The following is a 23,452-nucleotide window of genomic DNA, read 5'->3' as shown; positions in this document are numbered from 1 at the left end:
TTATAACCCTCCTTTGTTTTTCTTTTATTAAGAAACAAATGTTTATAAATGTCAAGACTTAAAATAGAAAAAATTTCTTTAGTAGTGAATTTCCCAAGAAGAAATTTTATTAAGTAGTTCAAAAGAAGTTAAGTTATGGAAGAGAGGAGTTATGGTAATGTAGCCTTCTTTTAAAGCAACTACATCGGTGTTTGGGTCTTTTTCGGTAAATTCTTCACTACATTGCCAGTAGTAAAGATTTCCATGAGGATCAATTCTTTTTTCGAACCTTTCAATAAGAGGCTTGGTGCTTTGAGGGACAAATTTAATACCTTTTATTTTATGTGCTGGTAAAAAGGGAATATTAACATTCAAACAAAAAGAATTTTTTATTTTGTTTTCTTTTAAAAAGTCCAAAAGACAGCTGATAAAATAAGCGGCAAAACAATAATCAGGTTCTTTATATTCATCTAGAGATACAGCTACGCTTGGATAACCGAGAATAGCTCCTTCGGTAGCAGCTGAAACCGTTCCTGAGTAAAGCACATTTATGCCAACATTTGCTCCTCTATTAATGCCTGAAAGAACTAAATCTATTGGTGAACGGATAATCTCTTTTAAAGCAATTTTTACACAATCTGCAGGGGTACCACTAACAGCATAGCCAAAAAATATATTTCCTCTTTTGACTTTTTTGATTCTTAGAGGATCAGCTATAGTAATGGCATGACCTACGGCACTTCTTTCGGCTTCTGGAGCTACAACAAAAATTTCATGCTGATCACACAAAGCATCGTATAAAGCACAAAGACCTTCAGCAAAAATACCGTCATCATTGGTTAAAAGGATACGCACTAAAAATCGCCTCCTTTTTTTGATATAAAATGAATAAGACAAGCTTTTCGATAAGGACAATAATCTTTAGGATAAGGACAACCTTCTTTTATAAGACGGTATTCTCCATCTTTAGCGCAAAAACCTAATTCTTCTTCAGATTTCTTGCCCTTTTCTTTATTTTGATTTTTAAGTTCGGTATTCGGCATTGATTTTTACATAATCGTAACTTAAATCACAGGTTAAATAATAAGCTTTATAATCTCCTTCTTTTAAGTCAATAGTTATTGAAAAGTTTGGTTTTTTCATTTCCAGATGAGCTTTGTTTTCGTTTTCTTTTCCTATCCCTAGACCATTTTCTACAATTTTTATTTTGTTTACATAAATATCAACTTTATTTGGATCAAAATTTACGCCTGCTCTTCCCATAGCTGCCAGAAAACGGCCCCAATTTGGGTCTTCTCCAAAAAGGGCTGTTTTTACTAGGAGAGAATTGGCTATAGTTTTAGCCATTTTTAGAGCTTTTTCTTCGCTTTTAGCATTTGTTACGCTTATTTTTACTAACTTTGTAGCACCTTCTCCGTCCTTAACAATAAAAGAAGCCAGTTCATAACATACTTCATAAAGTGCTTTTTCAAAAGTTGTCATATCTTTTTTTTCTACTTCTTTTTTTTGACCACTGGCCATTAAGTAAACAGTATCGTTAGTACTGGTATCTCCATCAACGGTAATTCTATTAAAAGTTTTGTTAACAACGGCTTTTAAAATTTTTGCTAGTCTTTCCTGGGGAAGAGAGATATCAGTAAGTAAAAAAGCTAACATGGTGGCCATATTGGGAGCTATCATTCCAGCACCTTTGGCGATGCCTAAAATATTTATTTTTACTCCAGAAATTTCAATTTGCCGACTAGCTATTTTGGGAAAAGCATCAGTAGTCATAATGGCTTTTGCAAAATCTTGATATCTTTCGGGAGATAACTTTTCTATAAGAGAAGGTATAGCTTTAATAATCTTTTCTTTGGGAAGACGTTCACCTATAACGCCTGTTGAGGCGGGAAGTATTTCTTCTGGAGAGCAATTAAGTTTTTGAGCGAGATAAGAAGATATTTCTTTGGCGTCTAAAAGCCCTGCTTCTCCGGTGCAGGCATTGGCACAGCCGCTATTTACTATTATGGCTCGAAATTTATTATTTCTAGTTAGAACCTCTTGCCCCAGAAGGACAGGTGCAGCTTTTACCAGATTGGTAGTGAAAACCCCTACTCCCAAAGCGGGTTTTTCCGCATAAATCAAACCGAGATCAAACCCCTTTTTCTTGATACCGCTAGCTATAGCTCCAAAAGAAAAGCCTTCAGGTATAAACACTTGTTTCCTCCTTAAATAAGATGATGTTATTTTCTAATGGAAAAACTTGTTCTCGAAAAGGCTATCTTGTTTTTGTGTGGTTTTGACCTAAAATGCAAAAGGTATGGCCCGCGTTGCTATAGAAAAGGCACTTAACTGGAGTCTTTCCCAGTGTAAAGATTTAGATGTAGGTGAATGTATTGATTTGCTGTGCAAAAAAAGAAATCGCATCGTAAGGGTAATAAAAGTTGAAGACGCTTTTTTAGTGGAAGAAAGAGGCTTTTTTAATGAAGATCACGTGGCCAGAGATCTAAAAGATCTCCAAAAAATTTTAGCCCGACTAATAGCCAGGGAGTTCCCGCGTAGTCATATTCTCTGGGCCTTTAAAAGAAGAGCTTAATATGGATGCCAAAACTCTTAGCGCCAAACTTAAACGCATAGGTGGCCAAGGATATGGTGCTTACAAAGAGCTAAAAGGTGTTTATCAATTTTCAGAAGGCACACTTTTTATAGATAAAGTTCAGTCAGACCCATTTGCCCCTCCAAGTTTACTGAGATTAAAAATTCCTGGAGATCTGGCCCAAATCCCTTCCCATTTTTACAATAATCCTTCACGAAAGGTAGGACTTGAAAATTATCTGGCTTATAAAGCTTCTCAATTAGCTCAAAAGTTTTCCCGCAAAATTGGCACAGGCAAAGGTGGATTAATAAAAGTTCACGGCCCAGGGCAGGAAATTCTTCCTCGCACAGCCCTAGAACTAGATGATAACGGAGGTATTGAGCTGCGTTTTTTTGTAGGGCTTCCGGCCGCAGGGCGTCGTATTTTAGCTAAAGAAGCCCAGAAAATTCTCTTGGATTATCTGCCCAAATTAGCCAAAGCCCTTTGTTACCCGGAATTAGACCATACTTTCCTCAAGGCTTTTGTGGAAATAAATGAAGATGCCGATTTTTTACGGGATAGGCTAAAAGCTTTGGGCCTTATAGCCTTTGTAGCGGATGGAAGTATTTTACCAAGGGCTTCCGGGATAGATCCGAAACCGGCAAAAAATGCCGTACCTTTTAAGGCTCCTGATTCTTTAGCTGTAGAGATAGATCTTCCCAATCGTGGCCGAGTGCGGGGTTTAGGAATACGTCCAGGAGTTACCTTAATTGCTGGTGGTGGCTTTCACGGAAAATCTACTCTCTTGCGGGCCCTTGAACTTGGTATTTACAATCACATACCAGGAGATGGGCGGGAGCTAGTTGTAACTTCTCCTTTAGCAGTAAAAATTCGTGCTGAAGATGGCCGCAAGATTACCGGTGTAGATATTTCACCTTTTATAAATAATTTGCCTTTAGGTCTTGATACTAAATCTTTTACTACTGACTGTGCCTCTGGTTCTACTAGTCAGGCGGCCAATATCATGGAAGCCCTTGAGCTTTTCGCCGATGTCCTTCTTATTGACGAAGACACCTCAGCTACTAACTTTATGATTCGTGATCTAAGAATGCAGATGCTAGTAAGTAAAGAGAAAGAACCCATTACACCGTTTCTTGATAGAGTACGTGAATTATATGAAATTTTTGGTGTATCAAGCATACTGGTAATTGGTGGCTGTGGAGATTATCTTGATGTGGCTGATACAGTAATAGTGATGGACAATTATCTTCCCAAAGATGCCACTATAGAGGCCAGAAATATTATCCAAAAATATCCTTCAAATCGCCTAAAAGAAGACGTCCCCCCTTTTAAAAAACCAAATTCCAGGTATTTTCTTCCTGAAAGTTTCCCCAAAGTTTCAAAAAGTCCTAAAGCAAAATCCAGAGACACCGTTCTTTGGGGAAAAGAAGTTATTGATCTTTCAGCAGTGGAACAGATAGTTTCTGTAGATCAAACTAGAGCTATCAGTTTAGCCCTTCCTCTTTTGGCCGAACAAATAAAGCAGGGGAAAAATTTGCTAGAAGGGTTAAACTTTATAGAAATGACTGTAAAAACTAAGGGGCTTAAATGTTTGAGTGGAATGCCCCGGGGAGACCTTGCTTTTTTCAGGCCAATGGAGCTAGCTGCGGCCCTTAATCGTTTGCGTTCTCTGAGAGTTAAAGATGCCTAGAAGACGTCCCAAAAAACAAAGAATACTTACTCATTTTCACCTGACTATAGTGTTGTTTAGCGCTGCGGCAATATCTTTAGGGCTAATTTTATTTCTGGTTTACTTTTATTTTTCACTTAATCTTCCGAGTATTTCTAAACTAGCTAAGTACGAACCCCCAGCTGCTACCACTGTTCTTGACCATCGCGGTGAAGTATTGGCTTACTGGTATAAAGAAAGGCGGTTTCCTGTTCCTCTTTCTCAGGTACCCCCTTATTTAATTCAAGCTTTTGTTTCTGCAGAAGATGCCCGTTTTTACGAACACCAAGGGCTTGATTTTTGGAGTATTTTACGGGCTCTTATTGTGGACATAAAAGAGAGGCGAATAGTTCAAGGAGGAAGCACTATAACTCAACAGGTGGCCAGAGCCCTTCTTTTAACTCGTGAACGAACTTTTAAGCGAAAACTTAAAGAAGCTATCCTGGCCTGGCAAATAGACTCAGCTCTTACCAAAGACGAGATATTAACCATTTATCTTAACCAAATTTACCTGGGTGCCGGAGCTTACGGAGTAGAAGCTGCGGCTCGTACTTATTTTAATAAACATGTCTGGGAGCTAACCTTACCAGAAGCCGCGCTTATTGCTGGTTTAACGCCTGCTCCCAGCCGTTATAATCCGTTTCGCAATCCCGAACTTGCCCTTAAAAGGCGGGCTTACGTACTTACGAGGATGGCTGAAGAGGGTTACATCAGCCTTGAGACGGCCAAAAAAGCCATGGCCAGTCCTTTAAAGTTGAACCCAGGAGATTTTTCTCCTAAAAAAGAAGCCCTTTATTTCTTGAGTATTTTGAAATATCGCCTGGAAAAAAAGTTCGGTAAAGAACTCTATACCGGTGGTTACACCATTTATGCTTCGCTTGATCTGCTATGGCAAGAAGAAGCCATTAAAAAACTAAAAGAACAGTTAGAACTAATTGCCAAAAGAAACAAGCATAAGGATATCCCGCAAGGAGCCATAATTTGTCTTGATAATAAAAGAGGGGCTGTGCGGGTCTTGATAGGCGGAAGAGACTATGAGCACAATCAGTTTAATCGGGCGGTTCAGGCTAGAAGGCAGCCTGGTTCAGCTTTTAAACCCATTATCTGGGCTACAGCCATCGAAAAAGACATAGCCACTGCAGCTAGTAAAATTGTAGATGAGCCTATTGTCCTTCCAGGAGCTAGACCAGGCTCTTACTGGCAGCCCAAAAATTTTGATAGAGATTATTTCGGGATTATAAGTCTGCGTACGGCGTTGGTACATTCTCGTAATACAGCAGCGGTTAAATTGGCTTATGCAGTAGGGCTTCCGGATTTATTTGTGATGGCCAAAAGTTTAGGGATAAAAAGCCCTTTAGCTAAAAATTATTCTGTGGCCTTGGGAAGTAGTGGACTTTCTCTTCTAGAGCTAACCAGAGCTTATTCTGTTTTTGCCAACCAGGGAGTTTTTAAAGAAGAGACTTTAGTTGACAGTATCTTTGACCGACACGGCCAAGAGATTCCTCTGGAAAGATCGTCTAAGAGGGTTCTTTCCGCAGAAACTGCCTACATTATGGAATTTTTATTACACGAAGTAGTTAGAGAAGGTACCGGTCGTTGTGCTAAGCAATTAGGAGTCTGGGCAGCTGGGAAAACAGGAACCACTGATAATTACCAAGATGCCTGGTTTATAGGATTTACTCCCGATATAACCTGCGGAGTATGGATAGGTTATGATAAGGTTAAACCATTGGGAAGGCTAGAAACAGGAGGTCGAGCCGCCTGTCCTTTGTGGGTAAAGGTAATGAAAAGCAGACCTGACAGTTACAAAGAAGAAGCCCCCGAACCTCCAAAAGGAATAGTTTTTGTAGAAACAAAAGATTTCGACCCACTTCGCGGAGAAGAAATTATCCTTACTCCGTTTAAAGAAGAAAATGTTCCTGAACTCAAAAATTCATTACCGCGCAGGAGTATATTACCTAATATCTTTAGAGAAATTTTGAGGCCTCTCGGCTTTTAGATCTTTCTTCCTTTCTGGGGATGTAGGAGAGATCATCTCTTACCCAGTAAAGTACCTCATACTTTTCTTTTAGGGCCTCTATCATTTCTTTGAATTTTTCTTCTTCTATTCCTGTTAGGCGTATATAAACGCGTCTTCTTTCAAGCTCAAGCCCTTCGTAGGCGCTCAGTACAGTGACAATGCGAGCTCCCCAGGTGCGAATGTTTTGTACTAGTTCAGAAATTAGCCCTGGTTTAGCAGGCAGTAAAAAAGCTACCTGCCAGGGGCCGTAGTAGATGCCCGTAATATGAATAAGGACTTTAAAAATATCGGTTTGGGTAATAATACCTAAAACGTGGTTTTCTTCGTCTACGATGGGAAGTCCAGAAATACAGTTTTCTAGCATAACAACGGCAGCGTATTCAACGGTTACATCAGGACTTATGGCAATGGGGTTTGGAGTCATTACGTCTTTTACTCTTATTTCTGAAAGCAAATAATAGAGTTCGTGAATATCCAAGGTAGTGGCTCTTGAGGGTGTGGCTTCACGAATATCCCTATCTGTGATAATACCCACTAGTTTGCCGGCTTTGACTACTGGTAAGCGCCGCATACTATGTTCTTTCATTATCTGGACAGCTTTCATGATAGATGCATTTTCGTCTATGGTTATGGGATCTTCGGTCATCCATTCTTTAACCAGCATAAAATACCCCCTTTTAAAATCCCTAATTTTTGCTTTTATAACATTATTGATTTGATAAGCCAACTTATTTAGCTGTCGGTTTTTGCTAAAAGTATTAGAAATTCTTTGTTCCCGGCAGGGCCTAAGATAGGGCTCTCTATCACACCATATGACTTTAGATTTAGCTCTTTAGTAGCAAAATCTTCTATTTTTTTTATAGCTTCTTGGTGTAAAGCCGGGTCGCGAACAACCCCGCCTCTACCTACTTTGTTTCTACCTACTTCAAATTGGGGTTTTATCAAAGCGACTATCTTTCCCCCGGGTTTTAAAATGCGTAAGGCTGCTGGTAAAATTTTCGTAAGAGAAATAAAAGAGACATCTATAGTTATTAAATCTACTGGTTCAGGCAGGTCTTTTTCTGTAAGATAACGGGCATTTACTTCTTCAAATACCACAACTCGAGGATCACTGCGTAGTTTATAGTGAAGCTGGCCTTTTCCCACATCGATGGCGTAAACTTTTTGGGCTCCGGCCTGTAATAAACAGTCAGTAAAGCCGCCGGTTGAGGCACCGATATCCGCGCATACTAACCCTTTAACGTTTAAACCAAAGTGTGTTAGAGCGTGAGCAAGCTTGAGGCCACCTCGAGAAACAAACGGAAGTCTTCCTTTTATTTGAATATCTGCCTCAACAGGGACTTTATGGCCGGCCTTATCCACACGCTCGCCATTAACATAAACCTGGCCGGCCATAATCATAGCCTGGGCTTTTTCTCTACTCTCCACCAGGCCTCGTTTAACTAACAGTTTATCAAGTCTCTCTTTACTCACCAGAAGTTGTTTTAGCCTTTTCTTTTAGGAAGTTTAGGGCTTCTTCCTCACTTAAAAGCCTTTTTTCTCCAGTGGCCCTTTCTTTAATTTCAAGTTTTCCTTCTTTTTCAAAGGTTTTGCCTATTACTAATTGATAGGGGATGCCAATTAAATCTGCATCTTTAAATTTGACACCTGGACGCTCATCTCTTTCATCCCAGAGAACTTCAAGGCCTTGGGCCTCAAGCTCTTTATAAAGCTTTTCTGAAAATTCCATTAATGTTGTGCTTTTGGGATTAAGTGTGAGCAGAATGACCTGAAAAGGAGCTATACTTATTGGCCAGATGATTCCGTTTTCATCATGGTTCTGCTCAATTGCTGCGGCCATGGTACGAGAAACACCTATGCCGTAGCAACCCATTACAAACGGTCGTTCTTTGCCCTCGGCATCAAGGAAGGTAGCTCCCATAGCCTCACTGTATTTGGTGCCAAGTTTAAATACATGGCCTACTTCTATTCCGCGCACCAACTCAAGCGGCTTACCGCACTTAGGGCATAGGTCTCCCTCAGTTACGTTTCTCAAGTCAAAAAAGGCCTCTATTTCAAAGTCTCTGGGATAATTGACATTTACGTAATGGGCATCAGCCTCGTTAGCCCCTACGATAAAGTTTTTCAGCCCCCAAATAGCTTTATCGGCAATAATTTTTACGCCAGAAATCCTCACCGGACCAGCAAAACCAACGGGAGCTCCCGTGAGCTTTTCTACTGTTTCCGGGTCAGCCATTTCTAATTCTTCTGCTCCTAAGGCTTTTCTCAGCTTTATCTCGTTTAGTTCATGGTCCCCCCTTATTAACACGGCATGAGGCTGGCCATCTACGACATAGATTAATGTTTTGACTAACTTTTCAGGAGGAACTCCCAAAAAGGCCGTTACTTCTTCAACTCGTTTGGCTTCAGGGGTAGCAACTTTTTCTAAAGGTTTTTCTGGTTCATCTGGATAGGAAAATTCTCTTTTGGCCTCAGCCATTTCTAAATTAGCGGCATAGCCACAAGCCGGACAGGTGGCAATAACATCTTCACCGGTATCAGCCAGGACCATGAATTCGTGAGATTCGCTACCTCCGATGGCCCCAGTATCAGCTAATACGGCCCTAAATTTTAAGCCGCATCTTTTAAAAGTGCGTTCATAAGCCTCATACATGAGCCAGTAGCTTTTATCAAGGCCCTTTTCATCGGCATCAAAGCTGTAAGCATCTTTCATGATGAACTCTCGCCCCCGCATAAGACCAAAACGCGGCCTTATCTCATCTCTAAACTTAGTGGCGATCTGGTAAAGGATGAGGGGTAGCTGGCGATAGGAGCGAACTTCTCCTCTTACCAGGTCAGTAATGACTTCTTCATGGGTAGGACCAAGGCAGAAATCATGTTCTTTGCGGTCTTTAAACCGTAATAACTCTTTGCCAAATTTGTCCCAACGGCCGGTTTCCTGCCATAATTCTCCAGGTTGAACCAAAGGCAAAAGAACTTCAAGGGCCCCGGCTCTATTCATTTCTTCGCGCACAATATTTTCTACTTTACGCAGGACCCTTAGACCTAAAGGGAGAAAAGTGTAAATTCCCGAGGCTACCCTTCTTATCATACCGGCTCGTAATAGAAGCTTGTGACTTATAACTTCAGCTTCAGCAGGGTCTTCTCTCAAGGTAGGAATAAAATAACGACTAAGCCGCATAACTCCTCCTTAATGTTTCAATATTTTGAACGCAAAACATAAACGTAAAACAGGGACAGGCGAAATCAAGTTTTACAGCAGGGTCAAACAAAAAATAAATACTGGCAAAAATCTTTTTTACCTGCTAAAAATTCTTGTCATGAAAATAGCTATATGTGGCAAAGGTGGAGTAGGAAAGTCAACTATTGCGGCTCTTTTATGCAGGGCCCTTTTGGAAAAAGGCTATAAGGTCCTAGCCATAGATGCTGATCCAAGCCCGCATCTGGCTCGTTTACTCGGTTTCAAAGAGGCAGATAAGGTTACTCCTATAGCAGAAATGAAAGATCTTTTAGCGGCTAGAGCTGAAAAAGAAGGTCCTTTTTATTCACTAAATCCTAAAGTAGATGATCTACCTGAAAAGTTTACTCTTGTTCGCAATGGTTTAAAGTTAATGGTCCTCGGTGCCATTAAAGAAGCAGGTGGAGGGTGTGCCTGTCCGGAACAAACTGTTTTAAGGCGTCTTCTTTCTTTTCTGTTGTTACAGAGTAAAGAAGCTATAGTTATTGACCTTGAGGCCGGAGTGGAACCCTTTGGCCGAGCTACTATTTCCGCTATTGACGCGGTATTAATCGTAGTTCAGCCTTATCTAGGCAGTATAGAGACGGCCAAACAAATTGCTAAAATGGCCAAAGACCTAGGGGTCAAAAATATATTTTTCGTAGGGAATAATATATCGGACAAAGAAGATATAGTTTTTCTTGAAAAAGAATTAGATAGCCCTCTTTTAGTCTATTTTTTTAACAACAAGGATTTGGCTGGTGCCGAAAGAAGCGGCCAATCTGTAATAGAAATTGACGAACCTAAAAAGATAGCCCATTTGCTGGTAGAGAAGCTTGAAAAACAATTGAGTACCAATGGATAAACTTAAAGACGTCCAAAGCTTACCAGACCATCGTCAAATAGAGATAGACAAAGTCGGTATAAAGGGAATCCGCTATCCTATATCAATTCTTGACCGCCGCAAAGGTATTCAGCATACTGTGGCCCAAATCAATATGTACGTGGACTTGCCCCACCATTTTAAAGGCACTCACATGAGCCGTTTTGTAGAAATTCTAAATGAATTCCGCCACGAAATTCATATAAAAAAAATCCTTTGTATTTTACAGGAGATGAGAAAACGCCTCACGGCAAAAGTCGCCCATATTGAAATGTCTTTTCCCTTCTTTATGGAAAAGGAAGCCCCTGTTTCTAAAGCTATAGGGCTTATGGAATATAATTGTCGAATTTTAGGTTCTATGGGCGAAGATTTTCGTGACCTAGTCCTCGAAGTAGAAGTTCCGGTTATGACGGTTTGTCCATGCTCTAGAGAAATAAGCGAAAGAGGGGCTCATAATCAAAGAGGAATCGTGAGGGTAAAGGTAAGATTTAAAAAGTTTATCTGGATTGAAGAGCTAATAGAAATAGTAGAAGAGTGTGCTTCTTCGCCTGTTTATCCTTTACTTAAAAGAACCGACGAAAAGTTTATTACCGAGTGGGCTTACGACCACCCTATGTTTGTGGAAGACGTGGTAAGGGAAGTATGTCGGCGCTTTACCGAGAACCAAAAGATTATTTGGTTCTCGGTTGAGGCTGAAAATTTTGAGTCTATCCATGCCCATAATGCCTACGCCTTTATTGAGCGGAACAAAGTTTAAGCTGTTTGTTGCTCCTCTACCTCAAGTTCTAATTCAAAGAAGCTTTCGCCACAGTCGTAACACTTTACATCTAGGGTATTTCCAATCAAAGAGACATAGATCTCGTCGCAACCACAAGAAGGGCACGGACCTTCAATCTGTTCTTCCACAACTTGTTTGATGTCTTCCTGTATGTCTGCTGGTATATCTGGATCAAAATATATTTTCACGGCTTCCTCCTCTCAAATGGCTAAACGTAATATTGTTACTTATATTGTAAAGCGTAATATGTCTATTTTTAAGATGTAAAATAGAAAAATCGACAAAAATTTTCATTTTTTATATTTTGAATAAAAATAGAGGACTTTTTTTACATAACGGCGGGTTTCAGGGTAAGGTGGTATTTTTTTGAATTTTTTTACCTTATTGGGCCCGGCGTTATAAGCCGCTAAAGCTAGTTCGAGATTTTCAAACTCTTCCAATAGGTCTTTTAAAAAAGCCGCGGCAGCTTTTACATTCTCTTCCGTATGGAAACAATTCCTTACCCCATAAATTTTAGCTGTAGAGGGCATCAGTTGCATAAGTCCCCTGGCCCCTTTGGGAGAGATGGCGTAAGGGTCAAAATTTGATTCTACTTTGGCCATAGCTTTGAGTAAGGCCGGGTCGATCCCGTAAAGCCTTCCAGCTTTTTTGAAAATCTTTTCAGGAATTTTTGCTTTTGTGTTTTTCCAAAGAGGCTTGTTTGTAGGGATATTGGTTATGTAAATGTTGCCTGAAGCGTCTTTGTAATAATAAAGTTCGGCATAGGAAGTGGAGCAATACAACAAGAATAAGATTATTAGCCAGATGAAGAGGCCTTGGCCCCTTTTTCGGCTAAAAATTTTTGTCGGCACTCTTCGCTGCAAAAGTAATATACTTTTCCTTGCCATATAGCGGTATAAGCTGTTTTGCGAGGGCAGTAAACCCCACAAACCGGGTCTTTAACTAATTTATCGGTTACTTCGGGTGGAGAACTTGAAGTTTTGGCCTTAGGGCGTGCTTGCCGTAAATCCTTCCAGATGGCTTTAATGGTAAACCAGATAAGCAAAAAAAGGACTATAATAAGTATTATTCTAAACATAACGGCCCCAAAATTTTTATGGCCCTCTTCTCAGAAGGTGGCCGCTTAGCTAAAAGTTCTTCATATGTCTTATTAAGAATAGGATGTTTTTCGTGAGGAAGCAATTCAACAAGTGGGATTAAAACAAAAGAGCGCTCATGGAGTTTTTGGTGAGGCAAGGAAAGCAATTTAGAATCAAAAGTTGCCCCTTCGTAAAGCAAAATATCCAGGTCAAGAGAACGATCTGTTACTTTTCCTGTTCTTTTACGCCCATTGGCTAACTCTATCTGCCATAAACTGAAGAGTAATGCCCAGGGTGAAAGAGAAGTTTTTATCTCTGCTACCAGATTATAAAAATACCTATCAGAAGAAAATCCTACTGGAGGCGTGAGATAAAGACTAGACCATTTTATAAGATAAACACCGGGTAATTTTTTAAGGGCCCATAGGGCCCTCTGACAAAAAAATTTACGATCGCCTAAATTTGAACCTATACCAATAAAAGCTCGTTTTAAAACTTGAGGGAGGAGATCCGTTTTATAGCCTCCTCAAGGCGCTTTTCATCAACGGTTAAAGCTACTCTGAAAAAGCCTTCTCCCGGTTCACCAAAGCCGTTGCCAGGAGTTACTACAATGCCTGCTTCTTTTAAGAGCTTGGCGGCAAAATCAGCTGAGGTATAGCCTTCAGGGACTCTTGCCCAAACGTAAAAAGTGGCTTTGGGGGCCTCAACCTGAAAACCAAGTTTTTTGAGGCCTTCAACCAAAACATTACGACGTTTTTTGAAGATATTTCTAAAATCAGCCACGCACTGCTGGTCTCCTGTAAGGGCGGCTATAGCTGCTTCCTGAACTACCTGAAAGGCACCCGAGTCAACATTATTTTTTACTTTGGTAAGGCCGGTAACGAGGGTTTCGTTCCCCACGGCAAAGGCAATACGCCAGCCAGTCATACAATAGGTTTTAGAAAGGCTGTGAAACTCTATGGCTACTTCTTTGGCTCCTTCTACTTCAAGTATGCTCGGTGGTACATAGTCATCAAAAAATAGTTCTGTATAAGCGGCGTCGTGAGCGACTATTAAATTGTGTTCTTTGGCAAAGGCTATTACTTCGGCGAAAAAGTTTTTATCTGCTACCGCTGCGGTAGGATTATTAGGATAATTGAGCCATAAGATTTTAGCTCGAGAAAGAATATCTTCAGGAATGCTTTTTAGGTCTGGCAAAAAATTATTCTCAGGTAGAAGCGGCATATAATAAGTTTCTCCCCCGGCGAAAAGAGTACCGATGTGATAAACAGGATAAGCAGGAGTGGGTACCAACACTACGTCTCCAGGGTTTACAAAAGCCAACGGGAAATGGGCAATACCTTCCTTGGAACCAATAAGAGCGACTACCTCTTTTTGAGGATCAAGCTCCACCCCAAAGCGGTTTTTCATCCAGTTGGCCGCGGCCTGCCGAAAAGAAAGCATACCTGCACTTGAGGGATAATGGTGATTTTCAGGTTTATCCAGGGCTTTTTTGGCAGCTTCAACTATATGAGAAGGAGTGGGAAGATCTGGATCTCCCACTCCCAGGTCTATCACGTCAACACCTTTGGCCTGGACTTCGGCCTTCATACGATCAAGCTCAACAAAAAGATAAGGTGGCAATTTTTGTAAACGTTCAGAAAAAGAGAACATTGGCTTCCTCCTAACGTTCGCGCTTGCCTTCAATAAATTCTAAAACCATTTGCCTGGCCACGTCATCAGGATACTGCTTAGGCGGATGTTTCATGGTATAGGCCGAGATGGAAAGAAGTGGCCCAGCAATGCCACGGTCTTTAGCCAGTTTGGCGCAGCGAATGGCATCCATGGCTGAACCAGCTGAGTTAGGAGAGTCCTCAACACTTAGTTTTAATTCAATATACATGGGCACACCGCCAAAAAGTTCGCCCTCAAGACGAATGTAGGCAATTTTATTGTCCTTGAGCCAGGGTATCCAGTCAGAAGGGCCAATGTGAATATTGTCAGCCCCGATGTCGTACGGGAGAAGGGAAGTTACCGCTTCTGTTTTGGAAACTTTTTTAGTACTTAAACGTTCACGGGCCAGCATGTTAAGAAAGTCTGTGTTGCCACCAAAGTTTACCTGATAAGAGCGCTTAACCGGCACACCACGGTCTATCATGAGCTTGGTAAGTACCCGATGAACTATGGTAGCGCCTACCTGGCTCTTGATATCGTCACCTACAGCGGGGATACCAGCTTCTTCAAAACGTTTACCCCATTCTTCTGAGACGATAAAAGTAGGCATGGCGTTTATAAAGGCCACCCCGGCTTTAAGGCAGGCTTCCGCATAAAAGCGAGCTGCCTGTTCAGAACCTACAGGTACGTAATTGATGAGTACATCGGCTCCAGAGTCTTTAAGAACAGCAACTACGTCTTCAAGTTCGTCTTCTTTCTCCGAGGAAAGGACAAAGGACTTTTCTGGCGGATAATCTTTCATGTGAGAGGCACAGCCATCAAGCACTTTGCCTTTTCTAACAATAGTGCCAAACTTGGGCACATCAGGGTAAAATACAGTGGTGCAATTGGGTGGAGCAAAAATGGCCTCAGAAACATCTTTACCTACTTTGCGTTCGTCTATGTCCCAGGCAGCTACTACTTCAATGTCCCAGGGTTTATAGCCGCCTATTTCTGGAAACATAACCCCCTGGGTGCTATCAAGGCCTTTATCACGGTAGTAAAAGATTCCTTGAATCAAAGAACTGGCACAATTTCCTACACCCGCTATGGCGAGTTTTATCTTCTTATCACCCATTTATAACCCCCTAACAAAATTTTTCTGGCAAATATTAACTCGATGTTAGAAAATAAGAATTTTATTCAAAACTGCCAAGAACCGCCTCGCGCACCCGCGGAGGTAAAAGCTTGGCTCCTATTTCGACAATCTTTTTTACTAGAGAAACGATATCTTCTTCACCTTCCCAGTTGTCCCGTAAAACTTGTTCGTCAGTGTGATAAAGTAAACGCAAAAGAGCAAGGCCCACCAGATAGAGGTCATCTACCATGCCAAAAAAAGGGATCATATCCGGAATAAAATCAAGTGGATTCATTAGATAGACTATGGCCGCGGCTAAAATGGTCTTATCTTTGGCGGGCACTCTAGGGTCTTTTATTAGCTTATAAAGCAACTTAACCAGCTTTGGCATTAATTTTATGTACTTTTGGGCTTCTTTTTTTGCTTTGACTAAATTCAAGGCTGCCTCCATAAATTTTGCCCATATTATAAACAACTAAAAGATGTTATAATCAGATGAAAAAGCTTTGCAACTCATTTTGTAACAGAAATGCCTAAAATTACTAGAAAGAATACTAGAACTATCCGTATCGGCAACGTTTTTATTGGCGGTGGCCAGCCGGTATTGGTGCAATCAATGACCAATACCGACACGCGCGATATCGTCGCTACCGTGGCGCAGATTAAGCGCCTTGAAGAAGTAGGCTGTGAGCTCATAAGAGTAGCTGTGCCTGATGAAGAAGCAGCCCAGGCCATTAAAAAAATAAAAAATCAAATTAGAATTCCCCTGGTAGCTGACATTCATTTTGATTGGCGGCTGGCTATTTCTTCCCTCGAAGCTGGAGCCGATGGCATTCGCATAAACCCCGGAAATATTAAAGGTCTGGATAACGTGCGCAAAGTAGTTTTAGCCGCTAAAGAGCAAGGAGCTGCTATCAGAATAGGAGTTAACGCCGGTTCTCTTGAAAAAGATCTTTTGCGCAAACATAAAGGACCAACAGCAGAAGCCTTGGTAGAAAGTGCTTTGCGTCACCTTGATTTTATAGTGGGGGACCTCGGTTTTGAAAATCTAAAAGTCTCTCTCAAATCCTCAGACGTATGGACTACTGTTAACGCCTACCGGCTATTTTCTGAAAAAAGCGATTTTCCCCTCCACCTCGGGGTAACTGAGGCCGGGGGCCTTATTGCGGGAACGGTAAAAAGTGCCTTTGCTCTTGGCCTTTTGCTTTCAGAAGGTATAGGCGATACCCTTCGGGTTTCTCTCACCAGAGACCCTGAAGAGGAAATTCACGTGGCCTATGAAATTTTGCGGGCCGTGGGCTTGCGTGAGCGTGGGCCAGAAATAATTTCCTGCCCTACCTGTGGTCGCTGTGAAATAGACCTTTTCCCTATTGCCGAAGAGGTAGAAAAATTTGCCAGAAAAATTGAACAGCCTATTAAACTCGCAGTAATGGGCTGTGTGGTAAACGGCCCTGGTGAAGCGCGTGAAGCCGATGTAGGGCTTGCTGGAGGAAAGGGAGTAGGTCTTATTTTTCGCAAGGGTAAAATTGTAAAAAAGGTGAAAGAAGAAGAGATTCTTCCGGCCTTTTTTGCCGAGGTCAAGGCTTTTTTAGAAGAGAATCCCTGATTTTTAGCGCTAATGGATAAATCTCTTTTCGGGAAATATCAGTTTCTTCAGCCACCAGCTTTACGGCTTCTTTAAGGCTTAGGCCCTGGTTTAGGAAAACACGAAGCCTTTCCTCGGGGTTTATCTGCCGTGTTAATTTTTCAGGAGCTCCTTCTATTATAAGGGTAAATTCTCCACGGGGGTTATTATCTTTAACTTTTTCAAGCAGGGAGGGAAGGTCAGTCCAGAAGTATTCTTCAAATTTTTTGGTCATCTCCCTGGCCACAAAAATCCTTCTTGGCCCAAGTATCTTTAGAGCGTCTTTTAGCATGGCTTTTAAGCGATGAGGGGCTTCGTAACACAAAAAGGGCCTTTTTTCGTTTTTGAGTTGTTGTAATAATTTTTGGCGTTCACCTCTCTTAGAAGGGAGAAATCCTAAAAAAATAAAGCCATTTTTTAGGTTTAGACCGCTCACACCAAGAGCCGTAGAAATAGCCGAAGGGCCAGGTACCGGCCTAACTTTTAGTCCTTTTTCGTGGGCGAGACGAATCAGATAAGCACCTGGGTCAGAAATGCCAGGAGTTCCTGCCTCACTTACCAGGGCTACACTTTGACCAGCCAAAAGTTTTTCAATCAAAAGGGAAGCCTTTTCTTTTTCATTGTGTTCATGATAAGGAACAAGTTTGGGGCCTTTTATCTGGTAGGCATTAAGGAGTTTTAAAGTAGTGCGTGTGTCTTCTGCGGCAATAATATCAACGGATTCCAATATATCCAGGGCTCGCAGAGTTATGTCTCTCAGGTTGCCAAGAGGAGTAGCGACTACGTAAAGAGTGCCTGGTTCAGCTTTTTGTTTGACGCCAGACATGGAATATTCGCTGAAGGGCAGTTATATTAGCAAACACGGCTAGAATAGCCAAAACAGGAACAAACCAATCTAATAAAAGGCCACCAGTTAAAAGGGCCAGGCGTTCAAAACGCGTAAGCAGCCCTACTTTGCAGTCAAGGCCAAGTGCCTCTGCCCGTGCTCTAGTATAGCTCACCATAAGAGAGCCGCACAAAGCGGCAAAAGCCAGATAACCTACTAAAGGCGCTTGGGTGTTAAACGCAAAATATAAAAAGCCGCCAAAAATGGCAATTTCTGCGTAACGATCAAGGGTAGAATCAAAAAAGGCTCCAAAAATTGACTTCTTACCTGTACTCCTGGCTAAAAGGCCATCTATAGCGTCAAGAGGGCCAAAAATCAAAAGTAAAAGGCCAGCTAGCTGAAAATAGCCAAAAGCAATGGCCACACCTGTGGCCGCACAGCCGAGGAAGCCTGCCAGCGAAACAGCGTTAGGAGGAATTTTCAGCCGCGCTAGAAAGTTGACGATGGGTAATAAAAAAGGCCGGCTTATTTCTCTAATTCTGTCAGTAAAAGTAAAAGAAGACATAAATTTCTCCTGTTCAAGAGGTATAATAACCATGAAACAAAAGAGAGCCAAGCAAAAAAACAGTTTCTTCCAGATTTCCACTCAAGGGGATATAGGCTGTTTTGAGGGCTTACAGCATAGTCAAAATCCGATCTAATTGTCACATCATGGAGAGTAGATTCTTTGATGCGTTCAGACAAATTCAAGTAAATTGTTTGGATTTCTTTAATTTTGGACGTATTCCCTAGATATAAAGAGAAAAAAGTGACATTTTAATACAATTTAATTGAAAGTTAAGTTCCGTTAGTTTGAATTTTTTGTCAGTATTTTTAAAGACGAATCTAATTTATTAATCCGAGCGTTTTTATACGACAAAGCTGTCACAAAGGCTCTGTAGTGGGCGAGGTAAATGACCCTTTTTTTGTTATTAGGAGGTCTGCTGGGAGCGACGAAGTAATCTCAGGAGTAATTTTGAGATTGTTTCGCTCCGCTCGCAATGACGGTGCAATTGTCATCTGTTTAATAAATGAATCTAATAAATTAAGGAGGAATTTTATGAAATTTAGCTATTTAGTGAAGTTCATGATGGCGTTAATGTTGTTTTTTTCTTTTTCCTTTGATGTATTAGCGCAAAATGATCCCCTGAAAAAAAGACGGATAATTTCTGATGTAGAACTTATTATCGGAGATGTGTCTAAAGACGGGTTGCAGGTATTTGACTATAGGAATTTATCTTATGGTAAAAACCGAGCTGTTAGAATATTAGATAAACAATTATTTAATAAATTTGATAGAAATGACACTGTTATTTGTGGAAACGTGGCTGCTAATTTTGAAGACGAAATTATCATAGCTTTTGGTAAGAAAAGAGAAAATAAAAACTATGCTGGTCAAATAGTCGCATACGCACCAGATATGCATGTTATCTATAGTACACTTGCGGCCAATTATGAGCGAGATGACGGATTGGCTGCTGGATATTTAGAAAAGAATAGTAAGGGTTACGACTATATTGTATTGGGTAGTCGAGCAAGAGATACTTTAGAAGTCTGGTCATTTAAAACTCGCTCTAGATTAGCCTCTATTAATGTTGGCTATGAAAAAAATGATAAGATAGCTACTGGGGATGTTAATGGAGATGGAATAGATGAAATAATAATGGGAGACGCTTCAGAAAATAAAATAAAAGTCTTTTTCTATAATCCCAAAGTAAGAAGAGTTCTCCGTATTAGTAATTTTTCTGGTAAAGGTATTTTTAATATTGATGATAGGCTTAGTGCTGGTGATGTAGATGGTGACGGAATTGACGAAATCGTTTTTCTTAATAATGATGGCACTATTTATTTTTACGACATGAAGGGTAATTTAAAAGGAAAACCTTTTAAAGTAAAGTATGATAAATATAGCCAAATGGCAGTGGGAGATATAAATAGAGATGGCTACGAAGATATTATTGTGGCCTACGCTAAAGATGATATTGTTAGAGTTTATGATTATAGAGGACGTATTATAGCTCAAAAGATAGATCCCGACTTTGAAAGATATGACAGTCTTGCGGTTGGTGATATAGATGGGAATTCTGTAGTGGTAGGCTCACCAAAAGTAGGCAAAGTCACTACCAGAATAGAACAGATAGTGGCTATAATTAATGCCCCTCCCAAGGAAAAGGCTTTGATCAGAAAAGATGGAAGCTATTTTTATGCTTCTTTTGATAGGGTAACAGAGCTTGAAAATGGTTTAAAAGTAGAAGCTAAAGAAGGAGTTTTGATTACTCGTGATTCTAAAATGGATGCTCCTTTGATTGACTTAATGGATTTTAAAGTAAGGCGAATTTTTGAAAAATCTACAAGTACAATTTCAGAAAAGGTAACCACTAAAACCATTGGCTACGGATTAAAGGCTGACCGATATGACACAGCTATTACTATAAAAACAACATATAAAATTTTTGCTTATCCCATTTTGTTCCCTAAAGAGATAGCCTTTGAAAATGGCGAAAGGCAATATGTTTTAATCTATGTTCCTGTAGATATAGAAGTCACTGATATAGATACTGTTCCTCAGTATATTTCTTCTACGCATGTTACAGGATATGTTGCTTCTTATCCAGAAAGAAAAAGTTTACTTTATAATTATCTAGCTAAGAATGAAATTGGAAGTTTATCCTTTAATGTTATGTGCGATTCCAGATATTTAAAAATAGGATTAAGTGAGGCCAATATTCAAGTAACACAGGATAAACGAAGTAGCCAACTTAAAATGGATAAAAAAGATTTTTTTGATATGGTGAGAAATGTTATTCCTGGTATGTCTTCAAAAACAAAGAAAACATACACCAATGAAAAAATTACTACTCACACTATATCATTTACTGAGTCAACAGTAATAGGTGTCCATCTGAAAGAAAATGCTTTTAATTATTGCCTTACAGAAGAAGGTTATGATACGCAGAAATACAAATATAAAGTTGGCGTAGTAGTTTATTATGACAAAGACCGTGGATATTTAGTAGTTGATTATTATGTTCCTGAAAAGACACCTTACTTTAAAGATCCTCCAAAACTAGCTCCTCTTGCTCCGTTCATATTAAAAGATGGAAAATTACTTTTGAAACTAAAGCCGATAGATTCTCGAAAACCAATTAAAAAATTAAAGCTAAAACCATTGAGTTTATGATTCTGGAATACTCTGTTTAATAGACTGCTCAGTTATACTTTAGTGTTTAGGGGCGGCAGATCATAACCGCCCCTTGAGCTAATTTATATCAATCAACTAGCCCCACTATTAATCCGAGCATTTTTAATTAACAAAGTGTCATCGCTAACATAATCGATAAGGCTAAGTAACTCTCGCCGTCACTGCGAGGCCTCGTTAGAGGCCGAAGCAGTCTCACAGATCCCTTCGCTGCGCTCGGGACAAGGATTGTTTCGCTTTGTTCGCAATGACTCAATTGTCGCCTGTTTAATGACCTATTAACAAAGTTTTTGTTTAATCTTCAAAGATTTTCTAAAAATTTTAGACTAGTCATCAATAAAATCTTTTAGCTTGTTCAAAATCATTTAAAAATGTTTTTTGATACTGAGAAACAATTTGACAAACAAAAAAACTGGGCGTATAGCGAAAAAATAAGAAAACACAAAGGAGGATGGGGGCCTTGAAAAATGAAAATAGAAGTATAGGCGTGGTTTTGTGTTCTTGTGGAGGCCTTTTGGAAAAGAAAATAGATTTTTCTTCGTTGGCTGAAAAAGCCCAATCTTTGCCAGACGTAGAAGTTGTTTTGAAATTTTCTGACTTTTGCTTATGCCCAGAAGACAAACTTGCTGAGTACAAAGAGCGCTTTACCCACTTGCTTTTTGTGGGTTGTTCTGAGCGTTCTTCACTTAGCTTTGATGAAAAACGTTTGGGAAAACTCCTCTCTTTTCTTGGAATAGATCCTGGTTTTGCTGAAGTTGTGAATATAAAAGAGCAATGTTTTATGATTCATGAAGATTCTTCGGCCACCACCGCCAAAGCCCTTGACCTGCTTCAAATGGGTTTTGAAAAGCTCATCACTAACCAGCCAGCCCATGCTTCACGAGAAATTGCCCAAAAAGCCTTAGTAATCGGAGCCGGAGTGGCGGGAATGAGTTGTGCCAAAAGTCTGGGAGATCTGGGAGTAAAAGTTACCCTGGTAGAGGAAAAGTCGTATATTGGCGGCCACGCCTGCCAGATTCCTCTTCTTTGGCAATCAGAAGGTTACCCTTCGGTTTGTACCAGCGAGTGTATTGGGCCGGTTATAGCCCGTGAAACCCTTTGGCAGGATAACGTTTCTTTGTTCCTTTCTTCTAAAGTTACCGAAGTCAAAAAGAAAGACGGTAATTTTATCGTCACCATAGAAAAGGGGCCTCAGTTCGTAGATCCTAAAAAGTGTATGGGTTGTGGAGAGTGTGCGGTGGTATGCCCTGAAACCGTTCCCAATGATTTTGATATAGGTCTCAAAGATCGCAAAGTTATAGACAAGAGCTTTAAGCTGGCGGTTCCCAACGTGTATCACCTGATAAGGGAAGCCTGTACAGAATGTGGTGAATGCGAGAAAGTCTGTCCCACCGGGGCCATTGATCTTCAAGCCAAACCAGAAATCTTTGAAGAAACCTATGGAGCCGTAGCTTTAGCTACTGGTTTTTCCGGTTATGATATGAATGCCTTTGAAAAGCTTTCCTACCACCTGCCAAATGTTGTTACCATGCTTGAATTTGAAAGGCTTTGGGCCAATAAGTTCAAAGGCAAACCACCTATAAGCATAGCTTTTGTTCTCTGCCAGAAAGACGAAGTAGGCTATTGCTCAAGACTTTGCTGTTTGGCGGCCATGAAACACGCCGTGCGCTTATCCATGGCCTACCTTGGTACTGAAGTAAACGTTTATTACAAGAGCTTGCGTTCCTGTGGCCGGGCTTTTGAGGCCTTTCGTCGGGAAGCAGAAGCTAAAGGAGTTGGTTTCCTACAAACCGAGGTAGAAAAAGTTGAACCAGGCGAAGAGGGCTGGCTTAAAGTGGTTACTAAAGATGGAGAATTTGAGGCGGATTTGGTAGTCCTTGCCGAACCTCTGGTACCCTCTGGCGTCAAAATAGCCAAAATGTTTGGAGTTGAGCTAGACCAGTATGGCTTCCCTTACGAATTTCAGCCAAGGGTTATAAATCCTCTCGAAACTCATGTGGAAAGAGTCTTTGCCGTAGGTACGGCCAAAGGCTTTAAAGACGTTCAAGAAAGCGTAGAATCAGGACAGGCCGCGGCCTTAAGGATCCATGAGGCCTTAAAAGGGCGTGAGGCCAAGTATGTTTCCGTAGTTGAAACGGAAAAATGTTCTCGTTGTGGAATGTGTGTGGCGGTCTGCCCTCACGGGGCGATAAACTTTGACGAAAACGGTGCCCGGATAGAAGCTGCCCTTTGTAAAGGTTGCGGGCTTTGTTCGGCTACCTGCGGTTCAAAGGCCATAAGGCTATTAAACCTTGAAGACCATCAGCTACTAAAGATGGCTGAAGTAGCCTTTGAAAACTGCCCCCCTGGTGAACCTCGGCTTCTGGCTTTCTTGTGTTACTGGTGTTCTTACGCTGCGGGAGATCTGATGGGAGTTTACGGAGAAAAGATTCCAGAAGGTTACAGAAGTATTAGAATTAGATGTTCTGCTTCACTTAATCCCGAAATAGTGTTTGAAATTCTTGCTAGAGATCTAGCTGACGGGGTATTGGTAGCTGGTTGCCCGCCTAAAAATTGTCATCATCTCTGGGGAAATGATATGGAAACACGGCGTTTTAAGTTTATGGAAAAGATTTTTAAAGAAATAGGTATTCCTAAAATAGCTCGCTGGGAGTTTATCGGGGTGACTATGTGGCCTAAACTGGCTAAAGTGTTACGTTCTATGCGTGATAGTTTAAAGAATTCGTAATTTTTGACAATTTTTTAATATAGGGAG

Annotated in this window: 23 protein-coding genes; 8 read left to right on the top strand and 15 right to left on the bottom strand. The window is 40.7% G+C overall.

Going from position 1 to position 23,452, the window contains the following annotated elements; translation table 11 throughout:
• Nucleotides 1–78: 78 nt before the first annotated feature.
• The 3 genes from surE to argJ are packed head-to-tail and all read right to left on the bottom strand — an operon-like array spanning nt 79 to nt 2,175.
• Nucleotides 79–834: a 5'/3'-nucleotidase SurE gene (gene surE / locus THEIN_RS03870; protein ID WP_013907392.1), complete on the bottom strand. Its 756-nt coding sequence runs from the start codon at nt 832–834 to the stop codon at nt 79–81.
• The gene (locus THEIN_RS03865) at nt 834–1,022 is read right to left on the bottom strand and encodes a hypothetical protein (RefSeq protein ID WP_013907391.1); all 189 of its coding nucleotides are present in this window, start codon (nt 1,020–1,022) and stop codon (nt 834–836) included. The genes surE and THEIN_RS03865 overlap by 1 nt, the downstream gene beginning before the upstream one ends.
• Nucleotides 1,003–2,175: a bifunctional glutamate N-acetyltransferase/amino-acid acetyltransferase ArgJ gene (argJ, locus tag THEIN_RS03860; protein ID WP_013907390.1), complete on the bottom strand. Its 1,173-nt coding sequence runs from the start codon at nt 2,173–2,175 to the stop codon at nt 1,003–1,005. The genes THEIN_RS03865 and argJ overlap by 20 nt, the downstream gene beginning before the upstream one ends.
• Before the next feature lie 103 nt (nt 2,176–2,278).
• On the opposite strand from argJ, the gene THEIN_RS03855 reads away from it, so the two are divergent.
• Genes THEIN_RS03855 through THEIN_RS03845 form a run of 3 tightly spaced genes read left to right on the top strand, consistent with a single transcriptional unit; the run spans nt 2,279 to nt 6,261 of the window.
• Nucleotides 2,279–2,554, top strand: coding sequence for a hypothetical protein (locus tag THEIN_RS03855; RefSeq protein ID WP_013907389.1), 276 nt, complete (start codon nt 2,279–2,281; stop codon nt 2,552–2,554).
• A 1-nt stretch (nt 2,555) separates the two neighbouring features.
• Nucleotides 2,556–4,244, top strand: coding sequence for an ABC-ATPase domain-containing protein (locus tag THEIN_RS03850; RefSeq protein WP_013907388.1), 1,689 nt, complete (start codon nt 2,556–2,558; stop codon nt 4,242–4,244).
• Entirely contained in the window at nt 4,237–6,261 is a 2,025-nt protein-coding gene (locus THEIN_RS03845) for a penicillin-binding protein 1A (RefSeq protein WP_013907387.1), read from the top strand. The genes THEIN_RS03850 and THEIN_RS03845 overlap by 8 nt, the downstream gene beginning before the upstream one ends.
• On the opposite strand, the gene THEIN_RS03840 is transcribed toward THEIN_RS03845, so the two are convergent.
• The 3 genes from THEIN_RS03840 to THEIN_RS03830 form a co-directional block, all read right to left on the bottom strand.
• On the bottom strand, nt 6,230–6,946 hold the full coding sequence (locus THEIN_RS03840) for a CBS and ACT domain-containing protein (RefSeq protein WP_013907386.1): 717 nt from the start codon (nt 6,944–6,946) through the stop codon (nt 6,230–6,232). The genes THEIN_RS03845 and THEIN_RS03840 overlap by 32 nt on opposite strands.
• A 68-nt stretch (nt 6,947–7,014) precedes the next feature.
• The gene (locus THEIN_RS03835; protein ID WP_013907385.1) at nt 7,015–7,755 is read right to left on the bottom strand and encodes a TlyA family RNA methyltransferase; all 741 of its coding nucleotides are present in this window, start codon (nt 7,753–7,755) and stop codon (nt 7,015–7,017) included.
• Nucleotides 7,748–9,463: a proline--tRNA ligase gene (locus THEIN_RS03830; RefSeq protein ID WP_013907384.1), complete on the bottom strand. Its 1,716-nt coding sequence runs from the start codon at nt 9,461–9,463 to the stop codon at nt 7,748–7,750. The genes THEIN_RS03835 and THEIN_RS03830 overlap by 8 nt, the downstream gene beginning before the upstream one ends.
• Before the next feature lie 25 nt (nt 9,464–9,488).
• On the opposite strand from THEIN_RS03830, the gene THEIN_RS03825 reads away from it, so the two are divergent.
• Together THEIN_RS03825 and folE2 are read left to right on the top strand one after the other, a co-directional pair.
• On the top strand, nt 9,489–10,364 hold the full coding sequence (locus THEIN_RS03825) for an ATP-binding protein (protein WP_217125056.1): 876 nt from the start codon (nt 9,489–9,491) through the stop codon (nt 10,362–10,364).
• Nucleotides 10,357–11,139, top strand: a complete 783-nt coding sequence (gene folE2, locus THEIN_RS03820) for a GTP cyclohydrolase FolE2 (protein ID WP_013907382.1) — start codon at nt 10,357–10,359, stop codon at nt 11,137–11,139. Before THEIN_RS03825 ends, folE2 begins: the two co-directional genes overlap by 8 nt.
• Here folE2 and THEIN_RS03815 read toward each other — a convergent pair.
• The 7 genes from THEIN_RS03815 to THEIN_RS03785 form a co-directional block, all read right to left on the bottom strand.
• The gene (locus THEIN_RS03815) at nt 11,136–11,348 is read right to left on the bottom strand and encodes a hypothetical protein (protein WP_013907381.1); all 213 of its coding nucleotides are present in this window, start codon (nt 11,346–11,348) and stop codon (nt 11,136–11,138) included. The genes folE2 and THEIN_RS03815 overlap by 4 nt on opposite strands.
• Before the next feature lie 102 nt (nt 11,349–11,450).
• The gene (locus THEIN_RS03810) at nt 11,451–11,945 is read right to left on the bottom strand and encodes a lytic transglycosylase domain-containing protein (protein WP_169311148.1); all 495 of its coding nucleotides are present in this window, start codon (nt 11,943–11,945) and stop codon (nt 11,451–11,453) included.
• 11 nt (nt 11,946–11,956) lie between these two features.
• Nucleotides 11,957–12,238, bottom strand: coding sequence for a YHS domain-containing protein (locus THEIN_RS03805; RefSeq protein WP_013907379.1), 282 nt, complete (start codon nt 12,236–12,238; stop codon nt 11,957–11,959).
• Nucleotides 12,226–12,711 (bottom strand): 2-amino-4-hydroxy-6-hydroxymethyldihydropteridine diphosphokinase, encoded by a 486-nt coding sequence (gene folK, locus THEIN_RS11940; protein ID WP_245523091.1) that lies wholly within the window; start codon nt 12,709–12,711, stop codon nt 12,226–12,228. Before folK ends, THEIN_RS03805 begins: the two co-directional genes overlap by 13 nt.
• Nucleotides 12,712–12,728: 17 nt before the next feature.
• Nucleotides 12,729–13,892: an LL-diaminopimelate aminotransferase gene (locus tag THEIN_RS03795; RefSeq protein ID WP_013907377.1), complete on the bottom strand. Its 1,164-nt coding sequence runs from the start codon at nt 13,890–13,892 to the stop codon at nt 12,729–12,731.
• Between the two features lie 10 nt (nt 13,893–13,902).
• Complete coding sequence (locus THEIN_RS03790) at nt 13,903–15,009, bottom strand: inositol-3-phosphate synthase (protein WP_013907376.1); 1,107 nt, start codon at nt 15,007–15,009, stop codon at nt 13,903–13,905.
• A gap of 61 nt (nt 15,010–15,070) precedes the next feature.
• The gene (locus THEIN_RS03785) at nt 15,071–15,448 is read right to left on the bottom strand and encodes a YkvA family protein (protein WP_052299033.1); all 378 of its coding nucleotides are present in this window, start codon (nt 15,446–15,448) and stop codon (nt 15,071–15,073) included.
• A gap of 90 nt (nt 15,449–15,538) precedes the next feature.
• Here THEIN_RS03785 and ispG point away from each other — a divergent pair, with 90 nt between their 5' ends.
• Entirely contained in the window at nt 15,539–16,615 is a 1,077-nt protein-coding gene (gene ispG / locus THEIN_RS03780; protein WP_013907375.1) for a flavodoxin-dependent (E)-4-hydroxy-3-methylbut-2-enyl-diphosphate synthase, read from the top strand.
• Here ispG and rsmI read toward each other — a convergent pair.
• The gene (gene rsmI, locus THEIN_RS03775; RefSeq protein ID WP_013907374.1) at nt 16,587–17,459 is read right to left on the bottom strand and encodes a 16S rRNA (cytidine(1402)-2'-O)-methyltransferase; all 873 of its coding nucleotides are present in this window, start codon (nt 17,457–17,459) and stop codon (nt 16,587–16,589) included. The two genes, ispG and rsmI, sit on opposite strands and share 29 nt — an antisense overlap.
• Nucleotides 17,434–18,024: a CDP-alcohol phosphatidyltransferase family protein gene (locus tag THEIN_RS03770; protein ID WP_013907373.1), complete on the bottom strand. Its 591-nt coding sequence runs from the start codon at nt 18,022–18,024 to the stop codon at nt 17,434–17,436. The genes rsmI and THEIN_RS03770 overlap by 26 nt, the downstream gene beginning before the upstream one ends.
• A gap of 534 nt (nt 18,025–18,558) precedes the next feature.
• Here THEIN_RS03770 and THEIN_RS03765 point away from each other — a divergent pair.
• Both THEIN_RS03765 and THEIN_RS03760 read left to right on the top strand, forming a co-directional pair.
• Nucleotides 18,559–20,679 carry an FG-GAP repeat domain-containing protein gene (locus THEIN_RS03765; protein ID WP_013907372.1) on the top strand — a complete coding sequence of 707 codons (2,121 nt, stop codon included), beginning with the start codon at nt 18,559–18,561 and terminating at the stop codon, nt 20,677–20,679.
• A gap of 478 nt (nt 20,680–21,157) precedes the next feature.
• The gene (locus tag THEIN_RS03760) at nt 21,158–23,425 is read left to right on the top strand and encodes a hydrogenase iron-sulfur subunit (RefSeq protein WP_013907371.1); all 2,268 of its coding nucleotides are present in this window, start codon (nt 21,158–21,160) and stop codon (nt 23,423–23,425) included.
• Nucleotides 23,426–23,452: the final 27 nt, after the last annotated feature.

Source organism: Thermodesulfatator indicus DSM 15286 (assembly GCF_000217795.1).
GTDB classification, from domain to species: Bacteria; Desulfobacterota; Thermodesulfobacteria; order Thermodesulfobacteriales; family Thermodesulfatatoraceae; genus Thermodesulfatator; species Thermodesulfatator indicus.
This window is presented reverse-complemented; position numbering and strand designations above follow the sequence as displayed.

Coding starts and splice junctions, on each gene's coding strand:
- THEIN_RS03865 (WP_013907391.1), bottom strand. CDS start 1,022: ATGCCGAATACCGAACTTAAAAATCAAAATAAAGAAAAGGGCAAGAAA.
- THEIN_RS03855 (WP_013907389.1), top strand. CDS start 2,279: ATGGCCCGCGTTGCTATAGAAAAGGCACTTAACTGGAGTCTTTCCCAG.
- THEIN_RS03850 (WP_013907388.1), top strand. CDS start 2,556: ATGGATGCCAAAACTCTTAGCGCCAAACTTAAACGCATAGGTGGCCAA.
- THEIN_RS03845 (WP_013907387.1), top strand. CDS start 4,237: ATGCCTAGAAGACGTCCCAAAAAACAAAGAATACTTACTCATTTTCAC.
- THEIN_RS03840 (WP_013907386.1), bottom strand. CDS start 6,946: ATGCTGGTTAAAGAATGGATGACCGAAGATCCCATAACCATAGACGAA.
- THEIN_RS03830 (WP_013907384.1), bottom strand. CDS start 9,463: ATGCGGCTTAGTCGTTATTTTATTCCTACCTTGAGAGAAGACCCTGCT.
- folE2 (WP_013907382.1), top strand. CDS start 10,357: ATGGATAAACTTAAAGACGTCCAAAGCTTACCAGACCATCGTCAAATA.
- THEIN_RS03805 (WP_013907379.1), bottom strand. CDS start 12,238: ATGTTTAGAATAATACTTATTATAGTCCTTTTTTTGCTTATCTGGTTT.
- THEIN_RS03795 (WP_013907377.1), bottom strand. CDS start 13,892: ATGTTCTCTTTTTCTGAACGTTTACAAAAATTGCCACCTTATCTTTTT.
- THEIN_RS03790 (WP_013907376.1), bottom strand. CDS start 15,009: ATGGGTGATAAGAAGATAAAACTCGCCATAGCGGGTGTAGGAAATTGT.
- ispG (WP_013907375.1), top strand. CDS start 15,539: ATGCCTAAAATTACTAGAAAGAATACTAGAACTATCCGTATCGGCAAC.
- rsmI (WP_013907374.1), bottom strand. CDS start 17,459: ATGTCTGGCGTCAAACAAAAAGCTGAACCAGGCACTCTTTACGTAGTC.
- THEIN_RS03770 (WP_013907373.1), bottom strand. CDS start 18,024: ATGTCTTCTTTTACTTTTACTGACAGAATTAGAGAAATAAGCCGGCCT.
- THEIN_RS03765 (WP_013907372.1), top strand. CDS start 18,559: ATGAAATTTAGCTATTTAGTGAAGTTCATGATGGCGTTAATGTTGTTT.